We start from the raw sequence: 22505 nt of genomic DNA, 5'->3' as shown, positions 1-22505 counted from the left end.
CGCATCTATCAAACAGCCTAAACAAAAGTGTTCAAGTTATTATTGCAATTTACGAACCAATTACAGAAACAAACATTAACAAAACGCCAACTTCTAGAGCACCCGTTCTTACCGAGTTAGTAAACCAATAAAAACCGTAACCAAACACTCCAACAGTTAGAAGAACAAATACTGAGCTAACAGCGAGTTGCTTTTTACGAATTTGATTTACATCCCTTTTAGTCTGCTCAAATAAGGTCATATACTTTTCAATAATTTTAGGAAACATATTGAAAAGTCGAACTTCTTTAGCATCCCTGCGGTCTAACAACAAACTACTATAGTAATGTAAGTATCTCGCATTCTTGCTTCTTTCAACCATTGTCTCAAATGATTGCTGCTGAATACGGTAATAAGAAATACTCTGCGGCACCATTACAACTAATAATAAAACCAAAGTCGCAATTAGAGGTGCTGATTTAAAGAATAAGTTATAAGTTCTAGCTAATTCTTTGAAGTACTGATTTAATTTTTTAACGTGATTCATTTTGTCCTCCTGGATGAACGGATTCAACAAAATGAATTGTAATTATTCTCCGCTCATCTATTATTTATTGTCTTGTAAATTTTGATGAGCATTTAATACTACTGCCGGCATAATTTGATCCTCCTTATTTAATATTTTTATTAGATTACACTATATAAAATGGGATTTTCATTAAAAAACAATTTATTTTTACACAAAAACACTCCATGATCATCAAAAATCATGGAGTGTTTTATCAATCTATTAAATTAGTAAATGTAATTAGTTTCTAAATTACATTCCCATACCCATACCTGGGTTTGGAGCTGCAGGAGCTTGGTTCTTGTCATCTTCTGGAGCGTCAGCAACAACAGCTTCAGTAGTTAATAACAAGGCAGCAATTGAAGCAGCATTTTGAAGTGCTGAACGAGTTACCTTAGTTGGGTCGATAATACCAGCCTTAACCATGTTTTCCCACTTGTTAGTTGCAGCATTGTAACCAACTTCTGGGTCTTCATGTTCTAAGTGGTCTAAGATAACAGCACCATCTTTACCAGCGTTTTCAGCAATTTGACGTACAGGAGCGCCTAAAGCTTTCATAACAATCTTAACACCAGTTTCTGCGTCTTCGCTGTCACCCTTAACAGTATCTTGGATGGACTTCATAACATCAACTAATGCAGTACCACCACCAGCAACGTAACCTTCTTCAACAGCGGCACGGGTTGCGTTCAAAGCATCTTCGATTCTGTACTTTCTTTCCTTTAATTCAGTTTCAGTAGCAGCACCAACCTTGATAACAGCAACACCACCAGCAAGTTTAGCAAGACGTTCTTGTAATTTTTCACGGTCAAAGTCTGAAGTAGTATCAGCAATTTGCTTCTTAATTTGATCTACACGTTCTGCAATAGCTTCCTTAGAACCAGCACCTTCAACAATAGTAGTTGAATCCTTGGTTACAGTAACCTTGCCAGCCTTACCTAATTGATCAATCTTAGTGTCCTTTAATTCAAGACCTAAGTCTGAAGAAATTACAGTACCACCAGTTAAGATAGCGATATCTTCAAGCATTGCCTTACGACGGTCACCAAAGCCAGGAGCCTTAACAGCAACAACGTTGAAAGTACCACGGATCTTGTTCAAAACAAGAGTTGGAAGAGCTTCACCATCAACATCATCAGCAATGATTAATAAGCTCTTACCTTGTTGAACGATTTCTTGTAATAATGGCAAGATATCTTGAATGTTAGAAATCTTCTTGTCAGTAATCAAAATGTAAGGGTTGTCTAAGTCTGCTTCCATCTTGTCGTTGTCAGTTACCATGTATTGTGATAAGTAACCACGATCGAATTGCATACCTTCAACTACTGAAAGTTCAGTATCAATACCCTTTGATTCTTCAATAGTAATAACACCATCGTGACCAACTTTTTCCATTGCGTCAGCGATTAAGTTACCAACTTCAGTTGAAGCTGATGAAACAGAAGCAACTTGAGCAATTTCGTCCTTAGTACTTACCTTGTGGCTAATCTTGTGTAATTCGTCAACAGCTGCCTTAGTAGCAATTTCAATACCACGACGAATACCAACAGGGTTTGCACCAGCAGTAACGTTCTTCATACCTTCACGAACGATTGCTTGAGTTAAAACAGTAGCAGTAGTAGTACCGTCACCAGCAATGTCGTTAGTCTTTTGTGCAGCTTCAGAAACAAGCTTTGCACCCATGTTTTCAAAATGGTTTTCTAATTCAATACTTTTGGCGATAGTAACACCATCGTTAGTAATGTCAGGAGCACCATAACTCTTTTCCAAAACAACATTTCTACCCTTAGGTCCTAAAGTTGTCTTAACAGTATCTGCTAATTTATCAACACCTTTTAATAATGAGTGTCTTGCATTTTCAGAAAATTTAATCTCTTTAGCCATATTATATGCCACCTTTTATTTCAAATTTTATTACTTAACGACAGCTAATAAGTCGCTTTCACGAAGAACTAAGTACTTTTCGCCTTCGTACTTCAAGTTAGTGCCAGAGTATTTATCAAAGAATACAGTTTCACCTTTTGCAACTGACATAGGAATTAAGTCGCCATTTGCGTTGCGCTTACCATTTCCTACGGCAATAATTTCGCCCATTTGAGGCTTTTCTTTAGCGTTAGAAGCCAGGACAATGCCTCCAACTTTTTCTTCTTCTTCGTCTTTTACTTTAACGATCACGCGATCACCGATTGGTTGTAACACGTTAGTCCCTCCTGTACATAATTTAAATCTATAATTATATTACTTAGCACTCATATATTATAAGTGCTAACTTACAATTACGATAGTACATTGTTTATAAAAGAAAAGCAAGTATTTAAACACAAAAATTAGCACTTTTATCATCAGAGTGCTAAAAAGTGCTAATTTACTCATAAATGTAGATTAATTTTGGTAATTTTTTGATAAAATTAAACAAGCACAAAAAGTTAAATATGCGGTGGTACTTTCGTTTGAGAGGATGATGCCAATGGTGTAATAACTGTTGTTCAGAGTCTTACTGAAGGGAGGTACACTTTGCTTTATGACAGCCTTTTTTGGTGCTGTCTTTATCTTTATTGGTCTCTTAGACTGTATTGTTCTAGCTTTAATAAAACTAGTAAATGATACAAACAAGTTGGCGCAAGCTGTAAAAAGACTAATAAAGTCTATCCACGACTTGTGGAAGAAAAAATAGAGCAAACTAAAAAGCCGCTTGATAACTTTTGGGACAGTTGATAGCAGCTTTTAGTTTGTCTTGATACTTTACCACCGCATTTTAGCGGCTTGTGCTTTGAGAGAGCTATTACCAGTAGCTCTCTCTTTTTTTTGCTATAAATAGTTTACTTCTTTTTTATTTTTCTTTCAAATTGAAACAATAATATATTAAACTCTCTTAACAGTAATATCTCCCACATTGGCGCGGCCTTGAAGCACTAAGGTTGGACCCTCTGCTGGTTGATCACCATCAATAGTAATATCATTAAAACCTTGATTTAATTGATTGTCTACTCGCCAAGACGTTGGAATGTAGAGGGTTAGCTCTCCCATTGACATATTCACGTTAGCAATCACTTCATCCCCAGCTGGTTTTGCTGAATCAAGGTAGACATTAACGTCTCCCATTGAAACATTTATCGTTACTGTCTCTAAATGCTGTGAATGAACATAACGTGAGGTAGAAGACATTTTTTCGCTAATTACAATATTGTCACCATTATCTGAACTTGTTGTATCAGAAAATACATGTTCAGCCTTAAATTTATGAGGTGCCTTTAAGTCAGACCAATTAGTACTGACTTTTTCACCATTAATAATTACAGTTGGCTTCCAACTTTTTTTGAAGATTAATCTTAAACCTCCCCAAACCAAAAATGCTGCTAAAAGCACTGTCCAAGGAACAATACTTTCAATATGAAGAGGCTTTGCATAGATAATTAATAAAAATGCAATTGAAAAAATTGTCCCACCTAAACTTCTATTAATTAAGGAAGTAATTAATGTTGCCGCAAATACTACGGTCCAAAAAATTGTCCAGAACCCTAATTCTACTGGAATTAAATGCAACTGATCTAAAACTAAAAATGCTGCTGCTGCAAGCAGGCCTAAGCCCCAAAGAACCCTTCCAAAACTGGCCTTTCTCATGATAATACCCTTCTCTCTTTTAATCTATCATTTAAATCTCGATAATATCGTCTAGAAACATAGACTGTCTTATATGAATCATGAAATTTAATCTGACAATTAGAGATCGATTTAGTAATAGCATAAATCTGATCTAAATTTAAAATTGTCGATTTTGATATTCGCATGAACTGTCCACCTAATAGGTTTTCTAATTCATATAATTTATATTTAACAAAATATGCATTCCTAGTCGTGTGCGCCATTACTTGCTTATCATCTGTTTCAAAAAACAAAATATCATTAATACTTAAATAGTAGGAAGTGTTGTCCATCATTCCTTCAATTTGGTCAGGATGATCTGAATCCATTTGAAGCTGTTGATAGATTCTTTCTATTTCAGGTGTTAACTGACCAGCATGAATGGTTATTTCTGTTTCTTTCTGATCCGGATCAAGTTCAAGCTTAACTTTCACAATTCTCACTTCCTTGTTTCATTTTCGATAATTATATTAAACATGAATGTAAGATTAAAATCTAGTGAAATTAACTAAGTGGTCATTTTATAGTTCTAAGTGGTCAAAAAAAGAAGTATGAATCAAGATGGGGATCTTGTTTCATACTTCTTTTAGGCTTTAACCTAGTAATCGCTCGGCTTGGTCAATTACATTTTTACCATTCATTGTGCCATAATCTTGCATCCTAATTGCTTCTAAGGGTATATCGTGCTTACTTGCATCCTCCTTAAGATGGTCTTCCATATACTTAATTTATGGTCCAATTAAGATACAATCTGGTGCATCTTTTTCAATAATATCTTCCACTTGAGCTGCTGCGACAGCTTTAATTTCATACTTTTTCTCTACCTTAGTCAGTCTTTTATTAATACTTCCGATAAGCAGGTGCTTGATAGTCTTCCATAAATTGCAGAATTTTATCAAAATCGGTTCCAAAATAAATTGCATCTAAATAGATATTCTCCAAAAAATCATCTTGATTCATTCGCTTAAGGAGTTTATCTAGATAATCATAGAAACCTTTATAATTATAAAAAGCTACTGGCTTGGCATTGTCACCAATTGCGGTCCAAGAAATAGCCTGACTTATTTCTTCTAAAGTTCCAATACTCCCAGGTAAAGCTACCATTCCATCTGCTAGATTCATCATGGTATCTTTTCGCTTATCCATATTAGGTACTACACGAAAATCCTGTACTTCGTCGTAAGCAGCTCCGCGATTCTTTAATTCTTCAGTAATAATGCCGTGGACGATACCACCATTTTCTAAAACACCGTCTGCAACTGCCCGCATTAAGCCGAACTTTCCGCCACCATAGACTAATTCAATTTGGTGGTCGGCCATTTTCTTACCAAAATTATAGGCAGCCTTGGTGTATTCAGGACGATTTCCAGCCCTGGCACCACAGTATACTGCAAGTTTTTTAATCATTTTATCTACCTGATTTCTATCTCATTACTTTGTCTATCTCATCTATCTTAAAATTATTTTCTCTTTAATTACAAATAAAAGCGCATAAAAAATACACAAGCCTACCTAAACTTGTGCAAAAGGACTATATTATAGTAAATTATTTTTTGTTCTTATCTTTATCTGAATCCAAAAAGTAAATTAAAGTTTGCAGTTCAGTTGCTAAGTCAACATTTTGAACCCGAACACTAGATGGAGCAGATAAACGAAGCGGCGTGAAGTTCATAATTCCCTTAATTCCAGCGTCAAACATTTCATTCGCTGTCTTTTGGGCTGCCGTTTGGGGAACACAGAGAATAGCAATGGTAATCTGTTGTTCACGCAATTGCTTCTTCATCTCACTCATGTCATAAACAGGCACACCTGACATAATTGTGCCAGTAATTTCAGGATTAATGTCAAAAGCGGCACTAATTCTGATATTATTAGTACGCTTAAAGTTATAATTTAAAAGCGCATGACCCATGTTACCAACACCAACCAAGGCAACATTGGTTAAGGTATCTTGATTTAAAATCTTTTTAAAGAAATTAAGTAAGTTCTTAACGTCATAACCGTATCCACGCTTACCTAAAGCACCAAAATAAGAAAAGTCTCGACGAATTGAAGCACTATCTACCTGAACAGCTTCAGCAAGTTCAGTTGAAGATACTTTTTCTTTTCCTTCATCATTTAAAAAAATCAAATAGCGGTAATAAAGTGGCAAGCGTCTAGCGGTAGCCTTAGGAATCTTAATTTCATCCATGAGAGGCCTCTTTCTTTCATAAAATAAAGATGTGAAATATTTACTAATCAAACTAATAATAGGCATTCTTCAAGGATAAATCAAGAAACAATTTTCACAAAGATAATATTTTCATAAAATTTAAAACATTTGCTATGTTAAAATAAGTTCTAGGAGAACAAACTATGATTATTGCACAAGCTCAAGACCTCGAACAACGTTTCGGAGGCAATACTATTTTCAGTAACATTTCTTTTTCTGTTCCTGATAATGCCAGAATCGGTCTGGTTGGTCCTAACGGAGCCGGAAAAACTACCTTATTAAAGATTATGACTGGCCAGCAAGAACCTACTAGTGGTCAATTTACCATTAATAAGGGATTTAAAGTCGGCTATATCGCCCAGGAAAATGCCCTAGATGAAGATAAGACTATCTGGGATGAAATGCTTACTGTCTTTGATAATTTAATTGAAAAGAATAAGCGCATCACTAAAATGCAGGAACAAATTGCTGAACATCCTGAAGATGAAGACCTGCTCAAGCGCTATGACCAGCTTGCATACGACTTTGAACAAGAAGGCGGCTTTACTTATCAAGCTGAAATTAAGAGCATTCTCAACGGTTTTAATTTTAAAGAAAATACCTGGCAGAAAGTTATCGGAACTCTTTCCGGTGGTGAAAAAACGCGCCTTGCTTTTGTGAAATTACTGTTGCAAAAGCCACCAGTTCTCTTGCTAGACGAACCTACTAACTATCTTGACTTAGATACTTTAGATTGGTTAGAAGCATTTTTGAAGAACTACCAAGGCGCAATTATCACTGTTTCTCACGACCAGTACTTCTTAGATCACTTAGCTAACCAAATCTTTGAATTAAACTTTGGAAAACTAACTACCTTTAAAGGTAACTATAGTCAATACGTTAAAGAACGTGAATTGATGAATAACCAGCAAGAAGCTGCCTATGAGAAGCAACAAGAAAAGATCAAAAAAGAAGAAGAGTTCATCCAAAAGAACTTAGTTCGTGCTTCAACTACTAAACGTGCTCAGAGTAGACGTAAGGCTTTAGACAAGATGGAGCGAATTAAGCCACCTAAGCACAAGCAAAAAGTTCGTATTAACTTTACTAGTGACCGTCCTTCAGGAAAAGAAGTCTTAATTGCCAAAGACTTAACTATCGGTTATCCAGATAAAACAATGGTTTCTGACATTGACTTTCAAGTTAATAAAAATGACCGTGTTGCAATTATCGGACCAAACGGAATTGGTAAGTCTACCCTACTTAAAACAATTATGAAAAAACTTGAACCTAAAGATGGTTCAATTAAGTATGGTGCTAGTTTAGACATTGGTTATTACGACCAAGAACTTCAAAGTCTTGATCCTTCAAAGACTGTTCTTGATACCATTTGGGATCGTCACAAGACGATGCCAGAAAAAGACGTTCGCTCAATCTTAGCTTCCTTCTTATTTACTGCTGAAGATATTGATAAGACTGTTGGTCAATTATCTGGTGGACAAAAAGCTCGTTTAACTTTAACTGTTTTGTCTCTTGAAAAAGACAACTTCTTGCTAATGGACGAGCCAACTAACCACTTAGATATTGAAGCAAAAGAAGTGCTTGAACAAGCCTTAAATACTTATGACGGCACTCTTCTCTTTGTTTCTCACGACCGTTACTTTATTAACGAGTTAGCTAATAAGATTATTTCAGTTCGTGATGGTCACGCTAAGATCTATAATGGTAATTATTCTTACTACTTAGATGAAAAAGCTAAACAAGCTGCTGCAGTTCAAGAAGCGGAAGCACAAAAAGCAGAAACTGAAACTACCCCCTCGGTTAGTCAAAATAAGGGTAAGCTGTCTTACCAAGAACAAAAGGCACGCGATTCTCAAAAGAGAAAACTAGAACGTGCAGTTAGCGATGCCGAGGCTCGAATTGAAAAGCTCGAAGCAGAAGAACAAGAAATTCAAACTGAAATGGCCAATCCTGATATTGCGGCTTCATTTGAAAAACTCGGACCACTTCAAGAAAAATTATCTGCTGTTCAAGAACAACTCGAGCAAGCAAATAATGACTGGGAAAATGCCTTAGAAGCATTAGATGAATTTGAATAAAGTAAAAGATCAAGATTCTCAAAAAATAGAAAATCTTGATCTTTTTTCATGTTTATTTTATATATTAGCTATTCATTTCTCTTAATTGATGAATTTTATATTGAACCTTCACTTCTCCGTTTAAATTTTTCACAAAAATATGATATTGATCTTTAGGAACAAATACACGCATTGTAAAAACATTTTCTCCATTGTTAATAAATATCTCTGCAGATGATATATCCTGGATTATTCGTATGCTAATAGATTTTTCAGCCTTCAGATTGCAGCTTCTTTCAGTTCCAAATTCGTCTTCAAATTCTATACCAGTTTTAATTCTTTGCACTATAAATCTATTTTTTATCTTATCTAAAACTAAACGCAAATGACTCGTATTTTCTCTATTAGCGAACAAGTCAATTATACTTATAGCATTATTATCTTTAGTAAAAATATCAAATTTAATATCTCTACAATTAATTAAGCCAGCAACAATCTCCTGATTTTTACTGATTATTTTATTCTCCATGTAATCAGTTGTATATAATTTTATTATCTCATTTACCGGTTTTTGAATAAGTTTGCCATTTCTTATTGATAATTCTCTTGGAAAAATTAAGCATCCATCATAATGATATTTAATTAGTGGGGAATTTGAATTCATAATGCTCATCCATGCGCTTAAAATACGTCTTCCATCAGGTGTGCTCATGGTCTGAGGCGCATAAAAATCAAAACCTGAATCTATTTCTTCATACTCTTTACTTTTAAAATATAAGTTTCTAAAATCCAATTTATTTCCAATGGCATAACATGCTTGAAATGCATTTAAAAATTGATTTCCTTTGCTCTGCAATCCCTGCGGACAAAACAACAGCACTCCTTTATTATCTAGTTCAAAATAATCTGGGCATTCCCACATATAGCCTTTTTTTTCAAAATTAGTTTTAACCTCACCAACTTTGTTCCAACTTTTTAAATTCTGACTTTCATAAATTAGGACAGTACCAGTTTTGGCTTTTGTTTGTACGCCTATTATTGAATAATATTTACCATTTTTCTTAAAAATTTTAGGATCTCGAAAGTGACCTGTATAACCAGAAATTGGTCCTTTAATTAATGGATACATCATTTTGGCTACATTATCATTTTCGTCCATGTAGGCTCCTAATTGACACGGAACTCTATGCCAATCATCTGTATCAGTATTAGTCCAAGAATTACCATTGTACATAAGGAACAATTTATTATTGATTGGGATAGCACTTCCTGAATATACTCCATACTTATCAAATACAGTATCATTGTTCATTACTTCGCCAACCGGTCTCCAATCAACCAAATTTTTCGATTTCCAGTGAAACCATCCCTGTTGAAAATAATTTGGATTCATACTATATTTCATCGGAAACCATTGGTGAAATAAATGATAGTACCCATTAAAATATGAAAAACCATTTGGATCACCCAACATGCCAAATAAGCTCTCAATATGAATTCTTTGATGATATGGTGATCTTTTTACACTATTTTTTTCTTTGAGCAAATTTTCTTCAGGAATATCTTTTAGATTTGAAACTAGGTATTCAAATTGTTTTCTTCTATTAATCATTTTTAACTCTATTAATCATTTTTAACGCACTCATTTTGATAAAAAAGAAAGCTAAATGTATCTAACTAAAAAGAGGGGGGGAAGTACTGATACAATTAGCTCTCTTGCACTTAATACTTATTAATTCATTTCATTCACAGTACCTTTTACTTGCGCAGTCATTGTAGGTTCAGTTAGAACAATTAATTTTTGTTGTGCTTTAACATCTCCAGAAGCAATTGGATCAACTTCTGCATAATCCTTTGAGTTGGTAATCAAAACTATAACTATATTGTCATAACCTTTTTCGCCTATTTCTTTATAATCATATGTTCCAAGCAATTCACCCTTATTTACCTTTTGTCCCTGCTTTACTACAGTGCTAAAGCCTTTTCCTTTTAGATTTACTGTATCTATACCTAGATGAATGAGAATTTCCGCACCATCATCTGACTTAACTCCATATGCATGACCTGTTGGATAAGCCACAGTAATTGTTCCATTTACAGGAGAAACTATATTATTTGATGATGGTTCAATAGCTATTCCTTTTCCCATCATTCCCGAAGCAAAAGCTTTATCAGAAACTAAATTTAAAGCTTCAATTTTACCACTAACAGGAGCATCTATTACTTCGTCTGATACGTGACTAGGCTCTTGTGTAAAAGTATTTTGTTTTTTCTCTATATCTTCTTTTTGGCTATTTTTATCATTACTATCAAATGCATGTTTGCCATAATAAACGTAAGTTAGCCCAAATGCCACTCCAAAACCAACTACACAAACTAAAATATATAATGGAAGTTGTTGATTCAAAAATAATAATATACCTGGGATAACAGTTATTGACATACCAGTAGCTTTCAAATTTAAAATACTTGAAAGAAATCCACCGACACCACCACCAATACAGCCAAATAAGAATGGTTTGATATATTTAATATTTACACCATAAATTGCTGGTTCAGTGATACCTAGTAAAGCTGAAATTGTTGATGGATATGCAATTTGTTTCATTTTATTTGAATGAATTCGTAAAGCTACAGCCAAGGCAGCTCCGGCTTGTGCGGCAATAGCAGCGGATCCAATTGGATTTACGGGATTCCAGTGAGTATTGGCTAATAACTGGATTTCTACTAAGTTTAGTGCATGGTGTAATCCAGTAACAACAATCATCTGACAAACAGCTCCCCAGATCAGTCCACCTAATCCAAATGGTAATTGAACTATCCATTCTGCTGCATGTAAAATGCCTTGCTCAACAATTCTGAAGATTGGACCAACGCAAAGTAATCCTAAAATACTTCCAACTAATAATGTGGCAAATGGAGTAACGATTAAATCAAGAGAACTGATAACATGTTTATGGATCCACTTTTCAGTTTTTGCTCCAATAAATCCTAAAATAAAAGCTGGTAAAACTGAAGCTTGATAGCCAGCAACTGGAATAAAGCCAAAAAACATTAATGGAGCAACTTTCCCTTGGGCAACATCCCATGCTGATGGTAAAGCAGGATTAACTAGCATTAACCCCAGTAAAATACCCAAAATTGGACTACCACCAAAAACTCTAAATGCAGACCAACAAATTAAAACTGGTAAAAAACTAAAAGCCGTTCCAGTCAAAATATTAAAGTAAGTAGTAAATTGAACGGGAATTGATTTAGCTGACATTCCCATCATCTTTAAAAGAGATGGTTGTGTTAATAAACCTTGCAACCCCATAAAAAGCCCTGTTGCAACTAAAGCAGGGATAATTGGTACAAAGACATCTGCAAACATTCTTATCGATCGTTGAAACCATCCCGACTGTTCTGCAGCTACATCATTTAACTCATCTTTAGATGTTGTAGAAACGCCTTCTTCTTTTACCGCTTCATAAACATCATTTACTAAACCAGTACCAAAAATAATTTGATATTGTCCAGCTGTAAAAAAGTATCCTTTTGCCTTATCAATTTTATCCAGTGCTTTTTCATTTACCTTTTCACGGTCTTTTACAACTATTCTTAATCTGGTAGCACAGTGGGCTAAAGAAACGATATTTTCTTTGCCACCAATGGCGGCTATAACCTCCTCAGCTATCTTTTGGTTTTCTTTACTAGACATTTTCTTTCTCCATTTCTTTTACATCCCTTACGCCAATTATTGTAAGCGCTTATCATATATGATTAAATACATTTCTGTTACATCTAATATGTAAAATTATGACATTTTATTTATAAAATCAAATTTTCCTTCTAATAACTGAACTCCATTAGTACCAACGTAAACATGTATTTTGCTACTTTCTTTATGGGACCTGCCCATATTGTCATAAAATGACAATTGATTTGCATTTATATAAAATTCTACATGTTGACTTGAATGACCTGATATAGCAATCTTGGTAAAATCTATTAACCGCTTAACTGGCTGAACGATACTCGCTGTTTCTTGATGGATATATAACTGTATAGTTTCTTTTCGATCATAATCACTTAAATTCTCAATATCTATTGAAATTTTTATAGGCCTATCCAGAAATAGTCGATCAGAAGAAATAGTTAAATTTGAATACTTTATTTTTCCATACGAAAGTCCATAGCCAAATGGATATAAAGCTTTAGCCGGTGCATCAATGTACTTAGATACAAATCTACCAACATGTTGAGAGTTACTCTCTGGTCTTCCTGTAGACAGATGATTGTAATACAACGGCTCTTGAGCTGAAGCATATGGAAAGCTCATAGTTAATCTTCCTGAAGGATTTACCTTGCCAAATAGTATATCTGCAATTGCATTTCCACCTTCAGTACCAGGAAACCAACTTTCCAGTATTACATCGACCTTATCTTTAACTTTTGTCAGTACTAACGGTCTCCCACTAATGAGTACTAAAATTATTGGTTTATTTAATTGAGATAATTTATCCAATAATTTCAATTGATTTGGTGCAATATTTAAGTTTGTCTTAGCACCAGCTTCTCCTGCTTCATATGTTTCTTCACCTAATGTTAAAACGATAGTATCAGCTGCTTTTGCAGCTTTAATTGCATTCTGAATATTTATTCTTTCTTTTTCCGGTGAAGATACAATTTTATTAATATCTTTCTCTGTTAAAAAACCTAGCTTTTTTAATAGTGCTTTATCACGACACAAGTCTGTCCCATGATTTACAGTTAAATTATTAGTATATTGTCCTAATCCATCAGCTATTGTTACAGTATCTCTTGAATTTCCATGAATTGCCCACATACCAATTAATTTTTGACTATTGGCATAAGGACCAATTAAAGCAACTTTTGCATCTTTCTTCAGAGGTAATATACTATTTTTATTTTGAATTAAAACTAATGATTCTTGAGCCAATTTTCGTGCTAATTTACGTTTTTGAGGAGTAAGTATACTATTTTTTTCTTTTTCAACAGACGCACCAAAGCATGGTTTTTCAAATAATCCTAATTGATTTTTTAAATTTAGTACTTTGAGAACTGCATTATTTATTTTTCTTTCATCTAGCATTCCATTAGTCACCAAATCATGCAGGCCATTTGCATAACAAGGAGATTTCATATCGATATCTACGCCTGCATCCATAGCTTTTAAAGCAGCATCAGTTGAATCTCGTGCAAAACCATGCTTAATTAATTCATAAATAGATGCATAATCAGAAATTATAATACCGTTGAATTTCCATTTTTTACGTAGTACATCTGACAACAACCAATTATCTGCTGTAGAGGGCACCCCATTTAAAGTTGTTAATGCAGTCATAACCATTCCTGCCCCAGCTTTTACGCCAGCTCTATAAGGTGGCAAGAAATTTTGATATAAATTACTTAAAGACATATCAACTTGATTGTATTCCCGTCCAGCTTCCACGGCTCCATAAGCAGCGTAGTGCTTTATACATGCTACTTGACCTGTTTTATTTGCAAGATTTTCTTGCAAACCTTCAACCATATTTTCAGAGTAAACAGAATTTAAATATGGATCTTCACCTGGCGACTCTAAAACTCTTCCCCATCTCGCATCATGCACAACATCTACCATGGGTGCAAATGCTACTTGATTACCCGATGCTGATGCTTCTTCGGCAGCAACAGAGTATGCTCTTTTTACTAATTTTGGGTTCCATGAACTTCCTAAACCTAAGGGAATTGGAAAGATAGTTTTAAAGCCATAAATAACATCTGACATGAACAGCATCGGTATATGATGTGGCTGCTTCTGCATTTGTTGATTTTGTACTCTGCGAACATTTTCCGCACCTACAATATTTAATGCTGATCCACATAAATTAACCATCTTTTTAGAAATACCCAATTTTTCAATCGGACCAATAGAAATATCAGAAGCTGAAAAGAATTCTCCAGATAGCTGAATTAATTGACCAATTTTTTCATCTAGTGACATTTCATTTAATAATGTAAATATTTTCTCTTGTTTCATTTTTATCCTCGATATATTTATTTATCCTTTTCACTATAGATTTTAGATAATTAACCGCTTACAATAAATACCAGAATGTTACTACTTATATGTAAAATATTTACATCTACACTAAAAACAGCCACATGATAAAAGAAAGAAACAATTTTTGTATTATGAAAATAACTCACGAACAAATTTTAAATAAGTCAATTGCACCATTTAAAGCTTTCTCTTTTCGCTCCAGAGATTCATCAAGAATCATTCCATCACATTGGCATGAAAGCACTGAAATTCTTTTTGTTCTAAGTGGTAAAATGAACACCACTATCAATGGAAAGCTCCAAGAAATTAATCAAAATCAATTTATTATTATCAACCCATGTGTAATTCATTCAACTAATGCGCTTAAAAATAGCCATATTCTTTGTATACAATATCCATTCACATTTCTAAATTTAATTACTAATGGAAAATTTCAGCAGTTTTTTCAATTTAATTCCAATCTTAATTCTATTTCATCTTTAACCTTGTCAGCAAATATCATAAATTTAGTAAAAGCTCTTGAAACACAAGATAAAGACATTTCTATTAATTTATCTATTTATATCTTAGGCCTACAGATTCTACAAGAACTCATAAAGAATTATTTAGTTGTGACACATTGCTCCACTAATAAAAATATTCTTTTTCTCAATGAATTTATTGACTTCGTTTCAAAACACTACACAGAAAATATCAGTTTACACATGGTTGCTGATCATTTTGGCTATTCAGTAGCTTATTGTTCTCGATTAATCAGAAAAAATTTGGACCACTCTTTCTCTGATTATTTAACATCACTTAGACTTGAGCAATCACTTCGGCTTAGTTTGCAAAGCAATTTAAATATAGAAAAAATTGCAGAAAAATCAGGATTTAAATGCTATCGAAACCTTTATAATGCATTCAAAAAGGTTTATAATTGCACGCCAGAAGAGGCTTTTAACCAACTAAAAGAATAAATTTTTAACCATAAAAAAAGATTAAGATTCTCAAAAAATAGAAAATCTTGATCTTTTTTCATGTCTATTTTTATTCAAATTCTTTACGAATCTGTTTACCCTGTTCATTCAATTTCGGTGCATCTTTTTGTAAACCATATGAATTCCAAGTTCCATATTTAAGTGGTGAACCTAAAACTTCATTGCCATCAGGTAGCGTCTTAACCATCCCGCGCTCAATAATTTGATCAAGGCGTCTAGTCTTATCCACATTCAAAACTAAGTCAGCTGGCACCCCTGCTTTATGCAAAATTTCATCCCATTCTGTGGCAGTCCTAGTTTTAAGCACAGCTTGCATCGCATTCTCAACTTCTTGCCAGTTTTTCTCACACAAATCATTTGTCTTAAAATCTGCTTGATTAATCCATTCTTCATGCCCTAATGCATTAGATAATAATCCCCATAAATGATCGTTACCTCAACAAATGGCAATTGGCTGATCTTGGCAATCAAAAGTATCAAACGGATACATATCAGGATACGATTGCCAATTCTGTGTGGTACTTCATGTGGCCCAAGAGCAAGCATCAAGTCCTGCACCATTAAGGAAAAAGTAGAATCTAACATTGAAACATCTATTGTGATTCCTTTTCCAGTGCGTTCTCTTGCCACTAAGGCAGTGGTAATCGCGCTATAACCCATGATTCCAGCAACAACATCAGAAACTGAAGTTTCAACACGTGTTGGTTTACCGTTCGGCTCGCCTGTAGCATCCATTAATCCCGAAACAGCTTGAATAATGGTATCGTAAGCAGCTTGTTTTGACCAAGGTCCATATTGTTCAAATCCAGAAACAGATGCAAAAATTAATTTAGGATACTTCTTCACCATTTCTTCTGGAGCAAAACCTAAACGCGCCATAACACCTGGACGGAAGTTTTCTACAACAACATCTGCCTTGGCAATCATTTTTTCAGCTAAGGCATGATCTTTTGGATCTTTCAAATCTAAGGCAATTGATTCTTTTCCTGCATTGCAGATTCTGAAATATTCACTTGAACCATCTGCAATGTATGGGCCCATGTGGCGGGTATCATCCCCTGTTTTTCTTTCAATATGAATTACTCGTGCACCTGCGTCGGCAAGCATTCTTGTACAAGTTGGATCTGACAAGACATGGGTGAAGTCCACAACTAAGATTCCTGCTAGTGGATATGGCTTATCTTTATCTAAATGAGGATTATTTGCTTCTAACTAGGCATAATTTGGTTCTGACATTTTTATATACACTTTCTTGTTTTAACTGTATTCAAGTCTTATTTTAGATAAAAATGTGCAAAATAAAAAGCCGTTTGATATCGACGGCTTTGAACTTGTCAAGATTTAAAGTAAATAATTCAGCAGAAGTAGTCTTTTTCTTCCTACTGGTGTATGTTATATAAAAATTTTTTAGTAGAATAAACATTAGGTTCAATATAACAGGTAGCTCTTGTTAGAACTTAGTGACTTTTTAGCATGGCTACACACTCCTCAAATAGTTTAAGTTACGGAGGTGGAAGCTTATGCATAATTGGATAGACTGGAGAGTTAGACTGCCAAGTGATTTCTTTTGCTATTGCAGTAAGCATTAGCTTAGGTGCTCTTGGTACTTGTGCCATACGTATTGCAAAAGCTTACGCAATAATAAAAAAAGCTAATCACAAGGATTAGCTAGCAACACAGTCATACTTAAGTTACGATTGGAGTTAGTGAGTAGCAGTCACTAACTCCTTTTCTTTTGCTATTATATAATTTCTTTTAGTTATTGTCTACTTTTGAATTTTCTTATGCAGTTACTTCAAAACTAAAAAATAGAAATAAATTAAGGGGAACACCTTTTATTCCTAATAGTTAATTAAATAAGTATTAGCTTTTGCTAAAATCAAAGCTAAATCTTCAAAACTAAATTCCTTAAAGTTTTGCTCTCTGATTCTTTTTTGTGCATCTTCATAGTTTAGCCAAGCAGTCTGCCTAATTTCACTTTCTTGACGTTTTATTTTCTGATCAGGATTGTATTTTGCTAAAAATAAAGTTACAGTCTTTTCACTTTCTGAAGTAACTTGATATGAATAACTCTCATGAAAATCAAAATCAAATTCAGGCTTTAATCCTACTTCTTCAAAGACTTCTCTCTTTGCAGCATCCCGTTCTGTCTCATCTGCTTCAAGATGGCCCTTTGAAAATGCCCAAGCACTCTTGAATTGCTTATAAGGCTGACTTTGAATTAATAAATATTGGATTTCGTTATTTTTCTTGCGCCAGATAATTGCACCTGCTGAATGTTCATATTTCATGATGTTCTCTCTCTTCCAAAATAAAAAACGCCTTGTCAGACACAATTATATCTAACAAAACGTTCTTACTTCTATCTTAATCTAAGCCGCACTTTTCAAAAATTTCATCAACATGCTTCAAGTGATAGTGATAATCAAAAGCATTGTCTAGATCTTCTTCAGACAAGTAGTTCATAACTTCACTTTCTTCAATTAACTTTCTAAATGAAGTTTGTTCTTGCCAAGACTTATTAGCAAGCTTTTGCACCATGTCATAAGCCTTTTCACGTGATAAACCTGCTTCATCAATTAACTTTAAAAGCACACGTTGTGAATAGATCAAACCATAAGTACGATCCATATTCTTGAGCATTGTTTCTGGGAAAACATCTAAGTTGGTTAAGATACGGTTGAAACGGTTTAACATGTAATCAATTCCAATGGTTGCATCAGGTAAAATTACACGCTCAGCACTTGAATGAGAAATATCTCTCTCATGCCATAAAGCAACATCTTCATAAGCTGGAACCATGTAGCCGCGCATTACTCTAGCCATACCAGATAAGTTTTCTGAGCCGATTGGATTATGCTTATGAGGCATTGCAGAAGAGCCCTTTTGACCAGCTCTAAAGTGTTCTTCAACTTCATGAATTTCACTACGTTGCAAACCACGAATTTCTGTTGCCCAATTTTCAATACTTGTAGCAATTAAAGCAATCGTAGCAATGTAGTATGCATGTAAGTCTCTTGGCAAAACCTGACTAGTAACTGGTTGCTGAGTTAAACCTAGTTGCTTTAAAACGCTAGTTTCAACTGCTGGTGGAACATTGGCAAAAGTACCAACGGCACCAGAAATCTTACCAGATTCTACATCTTTAGCGGCTGCTTTAAAGCGTTCAATATCACGGTTAATCTCGGCATACCAGCGAGCAAGCTTCAAACCAAAAGTAGTTGGTTCTGCTTGAACACCATGAGTGCGTCCCATTTCAACAGTGTATTTATATTTTCTAGCCTTATCTGCAATAGTTTCTTTTAAAGCTTCTAAGTCTTTCAAAATGATCTCATTAGCTTGCTTCAAGATATAACCTTGTGCAGTATCAACAACATCAGTTGAAGTTAAGCCGAAGTGAACCCACTTCTTCTCTTCACCTAAGCTTTCAGAAACTGTTCTAGTAAAAGCAACCACATCATGATGAGTAATGGCTTCAAGTTCTGAAACACGCTCAACAGTAAAAGAAGCATTGTCTGCAATCTTCTTAGCATCTGCTTCTGGCACTTCGCCAAGTTCTGCCCAAGCGTTAGTTGCCGCGATTTCTACCTTTAACCAAGCAGCGTATTTATTTTTTAAGGACCAAATTTTGCCCATTTCTGGACGAGTATAACGTTCTAACATAAATTACATTTCCCAAGGATTCTTCAAAACAATAGTTTGTTCACGGTCAGGACCAACTGAAACAGTAACTAAAGGAACACCCACTAATTCAGAAACGCGGTTCAAGAACTTCTTAGCGTTTTCTGGTAAATCTTCCCAAGTCTTTACATTGGTAATATCTTCTTCCCATGCAGGAAGTTCTTCGTAAACTGGCTTACATTTGTATAATTCCTTCAAACTTGCTGGGTAGTAGTCAATCTTTTCACCATCAAGTTCGTAAGCAGTGGCAATCTTAATCTTGTCAAAACCAGAAAAGACATCTAATAAGTTCAAACTTAAAGCATTGATACCAGCAACACGTTTAGCGTGACGAAGAGCAACTGAATCAAACCAACCAACACGACGTGGACGACCAGTAACAGTACCGTATTCATGAGCAGTTTCACGAATGCGATCACCAACTTCATCTAATAATTCAGTTGGGAATGGTCCTTCACCAACACGAGTGGTGTAAGCCTTGCAGACACCAATAACAGTATCTAAGCGGTTAGCACCCATTCCGATACCAGAAGCAATTCCACCTGAAATAGTGTTTGAAGAAGTTACGTATGGGTAAGTACCTTCATCAATATCAAGCATTACTCCCTGTGCACCTTCAAAAAGAACTTTTTCGTCGTTGTCTAAAGCATCGTTTACAACTACTGAGGTATCAGTAACGTATTTCTTCATCTTTTGACCGTATTCAAGGTACTTTTCAAAGATGTCTTCAAATTTAAGTTCAGGCTTACCGTAAACCTTAGTGAATAAAGCATTCTTTTCAGCTAAATTAGTACGTAACTTCTCTTCAAAAGTATCTCTTTCAAGTAAATCGCAAACACGGATACCAGTTCTTGAAGCCTTATCCATGTAACAAGGACCGATACCATTCTTGGTAGTTCCGATCTTCTTGTCACCCTTTGCTTCTTCTTGATAAGTATCTTGCAAAATGTGGTAAGGCATAATAATGTGTGCGCGGTTAGAAATCTTCAAGCCGCTGATGTCGATACCTTCTTTTTCAAGGTTATCTAATTCTCCGAACATTACTTCTGGATTGATAACTACACCATTACCAATTACAGCACCCTTCTTAGCAGCAAAAATTCCAGATGGAATTAGGCGCATCTTGAAAGTCTTATCACCGATTTCAATTGTGTGGCCGGCATTATTACCACCATTTGAACGAACAGCCATTGCTGCTTCTTTACTTAAGAAATCAGTAATTTTACCCTTTCCTTCGTCGCCCCATTGACTACCTACAACTGCTATTGCTGTCATTTGATTTCACCTCATAAAAATCATTTTCTTAAAACCGAAGACTAGTTTAACAATCTATATCTTAATAGTCAATTTATTTCCGAACATTTTTAATAATCAATAAAATAAATATTCATTTTTATTCTTGACTTTAGCTAACTTCACCCGTATATTAACTCATGTAGTTTTTAAAGAGCACGAGGTAAATTAAATGAGCAATTATTTTAGTATGGAAGCTTTCGATTACGATGACATCCAACTTGTACCCAATAAATGTATTATTAAGAGCCGGAAAGAAGCTAACACAGGAGTTAAATTCGGAAGTCGAACATTTAAAATCCCAGTTGTTCCCGCAAACATGGAAAGTGTTATTGACGAGGATTTAGCCATCTGGCTTGCAGAAAATGGCTACTATTATGTTATGCACCGTTTTTACCCAGAAAAACGCGCCGACTTCATTAAAATGATGCATGATAAGGGATTATTTGCTTCAATTTCAGTTGGAATTAAGGATAGCGAATACGACTTCATCGACTATCTTGCTAAGGAAAACATTATTCCAGAATATACAACAATTGATGTAGCACATGGTCATTCCGACTATGTCATTAAAATGATCAAGTACATTAAGGAAAAATTACCTGATACCTTCTTAACGGCTGGTAATATTGCTACTCCTGAAGCAGTTCGTGAATTAGAAAATGCTGGAGCTGACGCAACTAAGGTTGGCGTTGGACCTGGTAGAGCCTGCATTACAAAGCTTAAGACCGGCTTTGGTACTGGTGGCTGGCAATTAGCAGCGCTTAGAATGTGTTCTAAAGCCGCTAGAAAGCCTTTAATTGCCGATGGCGGAATTCGCCACAATGGTGATATCGCTAAGTCTGTTCGTTTCGGTGCTTCAATGGTTATGATTGGCTCACTTTTTGCTGGTCATGAAGAATCCCCTGGTAACTTAATTACTATTGATGGTAAACGTTATAAGCAATACTGGGGTTCAGCTTCTGAAGTTCAAAAAGGCGCCTACCGCAATGTTGAAGGTAAGCAAATGTTAGTTCCATACCGCGGCTCAATTAAAGATACTTTGCGTGAGATGCAAGAAGATCTCCAGTCTTCAATTTCTTATGCTGGTGGAAAAGATCTAAGTGCAATCAGAGTAGTAGATTATGTTATTGTTAAGTCTTCTATCTTTGATGGAGATAAATAATAACCCTCACAACAAAAAAGATGTCGTTAATCTTCGCACTACGCGTTGATTAAACGACATCTTTTTTGTTTAATATTTCTACAAGTTGATCATAATGCTGAAGGCTAAGCCCCAAATAATAGCATAGATGACAACAATCATTACTAGGTAAATTACTGCACCCCAGAATGGATCGTGGATCATCTTTTCGGTTCCTGGATCAGGACAAACAACCAGTAAGAATGAACCTAAAGAAAACAGTGCATAGAAGATCCAGACTAAAGCCTCTCCAAATCCAAGCAAGCCTGAACTTAAGCTTAGGATTAAGAATAAGAATGCACAAATTACAATCCAGAAGTTCCAGTTAGTTACTTGTGCAACCTTGTTGACACACTGCCAAAAGCCGCCGGTACTGCCGAACACGAACAAGTGACCAAACATGGAACAAAGAATCGTAATAATCTGAACACAGAACAGAATTACGATTGCCCAGAAGGTAAACCCTGATGCATGATGGATCAGCCTAATATCAAACATATTAGCAATATAATTAATAGTAATAGCTAAACCAATGAATAATACAATATCTTCACCTAATAAGGTAACGACTCCGTACCACTTTTCCCCTAGGTTGTGGCCGAGAGGATAGCGCCATGACTCTACTAGCCAACGCCAATATGTATTAGGAGTTTCCTCTTGTGGAGCTTGAACTTCATCTTTCATAATAAATTTTCTCCTCAAGATTATTGATCTTTCACTTCTTATATAACAATATTCCTTATTCATAGGCAGAATAAGGACTTTTTTGTTATTAAACACAAAAAACAAGCAACCATTTCAGTTGCTTGTTTTCAATGAAAAATGTTAAACGATATTTTATGTAAAAATAAAATAAAAGATAAG

18 protein-coding genes and 2 pseudogenes are annotated in these 22505 nt (G+C 34.9%); 4 read left to right on the top strand and 16 right to left on the bottom strand.

The features are described from left to right. Window positions 1-55: 55 nt before the first annotated feature. The 3 genes and pseudogenes from CP370_RS04575 to groES all read right to left on the bottom strand — a co-directional run. Window positions 56-526 (bottom strand): annotated as a pseudogene (locus tag CP370_RS04575) (hypothetical protein); the annotation flags it as partial. A gap of 273 nt (window positions 527-799) precedes the next feature. Next, a complete protein-coding gene (gene groL, locus CP370_RS04570; protein ID WP_004895687.1) occupies window positions 800-2431 on the bottom strand; it encodes a chaperonin GroEL in 1632 nt (543 codons plus the stop codon). A 30-nt stretch (window positions 2432-2461) separates the two neighbouring features. Next, window positions 2462-2746 (bottom strand): co-chaperone GroES, encoded by a 285-nt coding sequence (gene groES, locus CP370_RS04565; RefSeq protein WP_003647727.1) that lies wholly within the window; start codon window positions 2744-2746, stop codon window positions 2462-2464. A gap of 322 nt (window positions 2747-3068) precedes the next feature. Between groES and CP370_RS09845 the strand changes: the two genes are divergently transcribed. Continuing rightward, on the top strand, window positions 3069-3221 hold the full coding sequence (locus CP370_RS09845) for a hypothetical protein (protein WP_164475324.1): 153 nt from the start codon (window positions 3069-3071) through the stop codon (window positions 3219-3221). Window positions 3222-3409: 188 nt separating this feature from the next. Here CP370_RS09845 and CP370_RS04560 read toward each other — a convergent pair whose 3' ends face one another. The 5 genes from CP370_RS04560 to CP370_RS04540 all read right to left on the bottom strand — a co-directional run bounded on the left by CP370_RS04560 (window position 3410) and on the right by CP370_RS04540 (window position 6380). Further along, window positions 3410-4168, bottom strand: coding sequence for a hypothetical protein (locus tag CP370_RS04560; RefSeq protein ID WP_087713238.1), 759 nt, complete (start codon window positions 4166-4168; stop codon window positions 3410-3412). Further along, on the bottom strand, window positions 4165-4623 hold the full coding sequence (locus CP370_RS04555) for a LytTR family DNA-binding domain-containing protein (protein WP_087713239.1): 459 nt from the start codon (window positions 4621-4623) through the stop codon (window positions 4165-4167). Before CP370_RS04555 ends, CP370_RS04560 begins: the two co-directional genes overlap by 4 nt. A 159-nt stretch (window positions 4624-4782) precedes the next feature. Continuing rightward, window positions 4783-4908 carry a PTS sugar transporter subunit IIC gene (locus CP370_RS10205; RefSeq protein ID WP_087713240.1) on the bottom strand — a complete coding sequence of 42 codons (126 nt, stop codon included), beginning with the start codon at window positions 4906-4908 and terminating at the stop codon, window positions 4783-4785. Between the two features lie 121 nt (window positions 4909-5029). Then, window positions 5030-5596: a TIGR00730 family Rossman fold protein gene (locus CP370_RS04545; protein ID WP_087713241.1), complete on the bottom strand. Its 567-nt coding sequence runs from the start codon at window positions 5594-5596 to the stop codon at window positions 5030-5032. A gap of 139 nt (window positions 5597-5735) precedes the next feature. Next, window positions 5736-6380, bottom strand: a complete 645-nt coding sequence (locus tag CP370_RS04540) for a redox-sensing transcriptional repressor Rex (RefSeq protein ID WP_003647732.1) — start codon at window positions 6378-6380, stop codon at window positions 5736-5738. Between the two features lie 164 nt (window positions 6381-6544). Here CP370_RS04540 and CP370_RS04535 point away from each other — a divergent pair, with 164 nt between their 5' ends. Then, window positions 6545-8476 carry an ABC-F family ATP-binding cassette domain-containing protein gene (locus tag CP370_RS04535; RefSeq protein WP_087713242.1) on the top strand — a complete coding sequence of 644 codons (1932 nt, stop codon included), beginning with the start codon at window positions 6545-6547 and terminating at the stop codon, window positions 8474-8476. Window positions 8477-8540: 64 nt separating this feature from the next. Here CP370_RS04535 and CP370_RS04530 read toward each other — a convergent pair whose 3' ends face one another. From CP370_RS04530 to bglX, 3 genes are all read right to left on the bottom strand, one after another. After that, window positions 8541-10067: a sucrose-6-phosphate hydrolase gene (locus CP370_RS04530; RefSeq protein WP_087713243.1), complete on the bottom strand. Its 1527-nt coding sequence runs from the start codon at window positions 10065-10067 to the stop codon at window positions 8541-8543. A 120-nt stretch (window positions 10068-10187) separates the two neighbouring features. Continuing rightward, window positions 10188-12155 (bottom strand): sucrose-specific PTS transporter subunit IIBC, encoded by a 1968-nt coding sequence (locus tag CP370_RS04525; RefSeq protein WP_087713244.1) that lies wholly within the window; start codon window positions 12153-12155, stop codon window positions 10188-10190. Window positions 12156-12251: 96 nt separating this feature from the next. Next, a complete protein-coding gene (gene bglX / locus CP370_RS04520; RefSeq protein ID WP_087713245.1) occupies window positions 12252-14480 on the bottom strand; it encodes a beta-glucosidase BglX in 2229 nt (742 codons plus the stop codon). Window positions 14481-14605: 125 nt separating this feature from the next. Between bglX and CP370_RS04515 the strand changes: the two genes are divergently transcribed. Continuing rightward, complete coding sequence (locus tag CP370_RS04515; RefSeq protein WP_087713246.1) at window positions 14606-15463, top strand: AraC family transcriptional regulator; 858 nt, start codon at window positions 14606-14608, stop codon at window positions 15461-15463. A 70-nt stretch (window positions 15464-15533) separates the two neighbouring features. Here CP370_RS04515 and CP370_RS04510 read toward each other — a convergent pair. The 4 genes and pseudogenes from CP370_RS04510 to CP370_RS04495 all read right to left on the bottom strand — a co-directional run bounded on the left by CP370_RS04510 (window position 15534) and on the right by CP370_RS04495 (window position 20440). Next, window positions 15534-16720: pseudogene (locus tag CP370_RS04510) on the bottom strand (CoA transferase). Window positions 16721-17325: 605 nt separating this feature from the next. Next, the gene (locus CP370_RS04505; protein ID WP_087713247.1) at window positions 17326-17775 is read right to left on the bottom strand and encodes a bis(5'-nucleosyl)-tetraphosphatase; all 450 of its coding nucleotides are present in this window, start codon (window positions 17773-17775) and stop codon (window positions 17326-17328) included. A gap of 76 nt (window positions 17776-17851) precedes the next feature. Next, window positions 17852-19147: an adenylosuccinate lyase gene (gene purB, locus CP370_RS04500; RefSeq protein WP_087713248.1), complete on the bottom strand. Its 1296-nt coding sequence runs from the start codon at window positions 19145-19147 to the stop codon at window positions 17852-17854. A 3-nt stretch (window positions 19148-19150) separates the two neighbouring features. Next, a complete protein-coding gene (locus CP370_RS04495; RefSeq protein WP_087285090.1) occupies window positions 19151-20440 on the bottom strand; it encodes an adenylosuccinate synthase in 1290 nt (429 codons plus the stop codon). 190 nt (window positions 20441-20630) lie between these two features. Here CP370_RS04495 and CP370_RS04490 point away from each other — a divergent pair, with 190 nt between their 5' ends. Then, window positions 20631-21623, top strand: coding sequence for a GMP reductase (locus CP370_RS04490; RefSeq protein ID WP_012845708.1), 993 nt, complete (start codon window positions 20631-20633; stop codon window positions 21621-21623). 78 nt (window positions 21624-21701) lie between these two features. Here CP370_RS04490 and CP370_RS04485 read toward each other — a convergent pair whose 3' ends face one another. After that, a complete protein-coding gene (locus CP370_RS04485; RefSeq protein WP_087713249.1) occupies window positions 21702-22325 on the bottom strand; it encodes a hypothetical protein in 624 nt (207 codons plus the stop codon). Window positions 22326-22505 lie beyond the last annotated feature (180 nt).

Source organism: Lactobacillus sp. UMNPBX19 (genome assembly GCF_002553805.1).
Classification (GTDB): domain Bacteria; phylum Bacillota; class Bacilli; order Lactobacillales; family Lactobacillaceae; genus Lactobacillus.
Note: the sequence above shows the minus strand (reverse complement) of the source record. Positions and strands in the feature narration are given on the sequence as shown.

What these genes read in the sequence shown, in the direction of transcription:
- groL (WP_004895687.1), bottom strand. Translation starts at nt 2,431, where the DNA reads ATGGCTAAAGAGATTAAATTTTCTGAAAATGCAAGACACTCATTATTA.
- CP370_RS09845 (WP_164475324.1), top strand. Translation starts at nt 3,069, where the DNA reads ATGACAGCCTTTTTTGGTGCTGTCTTTATCTTTATTGGTCTCTTAGAC.
- CP370_RS04560 (WP_087713238.1), bottom strand. Translation starts at nt 4,168, where the DNA reads ATGAGAAAGGCCAGTTTTGGAAGGGTTCTTTGGGGCTTAGGCCTGCTT.
- CP370_RS10205 (WP_087713240.1), bottom strand. Translation starts at nt 4,908, where the DNA reads ATGGAAGACCATCTTAAGGAGGATGCAAGTAAGCACGATATACCCTTA.
- CP370_RS04545 (WP_087713241.1), bottom strand. Translation starts at nt 5,596, where the DNA reads ATGATTAAAAAACTTGCAGTATACTGTGGTGCCAGGGCTGGAAATCGT.
- CP370_RS04540 (WP_003647732.1), bottom strand. Translation starts at nt 6,380, where the DNA reads ATGGATGAAATTAAGATTCCTAAGGCTACCGCTAGACGCTTGCCACTT.
- CP370_RS04535 (WP_087713242.1), top strand. Translation starts at nt 6,545, where the DNA reads ATGATTATTGCACAAGCTCAAGACCTCGAACAACGTTTCGGAGGCAAT.
- CP370_RS04530 (WP_087713243.1), bottom strand. Translation starts at nt 10,067, where the DNA reads ATGATTAATAGAAGAAAACAATTTGAATACCTAGTTTCAAATCTAAAA.
- CP370_RS04525 (WP_087713244.1), bottom strand. Translation starts at nt 12,155, where the DNA reads ATGTCTAGTAAAGAAAACCAAAAGATAGCTGAGGAGGTTATAGCCGCC.
- bglX (WP_087713245.1), bottom strand. Translation starts at nt 14,480, where the DNA reads ATGAAACAAGAGAAAATATTTACATTATTAAATGAAATGTCACTAGAT.
- CP370_RS04515 (WP_087713246.1), top strand. Translation starts at nt 14,606, where the DNA reads ATGATAAAAGAAAGAAACAATTTTTGTATTATGAAAATAACTCACGAA.
- CP370_RS04505 (WP_087713247.1), bottom strand. Translation starts at nt 17,775, where the DNA reads ATGAAATATGAACATTCAGCAGGTGCAATTATCTGGCGCAAGAAAAAT.
- purB (WP_087713248.1), bottom strand. Translation starts at nt 19,147, where the DNA reads ATGTTAGAACGTTATACTCGTCCAGAAATGGGCAAAATTTGGTCCTTA.
- CP370_RS04495 (WP_087285090.1), bottom strand. Translation starts at nt 20,440, where the DNA reads ATGACAGCAATAGCAGTTGTAGGTAGTCAATGGGGCGACGAAGGAAAG.
- CP370_RS04490 (WP_012845708.1), top strand. Translation starts at nt 20,631, where the DNA reads ATGAGCAATTATTTTAGTATGGAAGCTTTCGATTACGATGACATCCAA.
- CP370_RS04485 (WP_087713249.1), bottom strand. Translation starts at nt 22,325, where the DNA reads ATGAAAGATGAAGTTCAAGCTCCACAAGAGGAAACTCCTAATACATAT.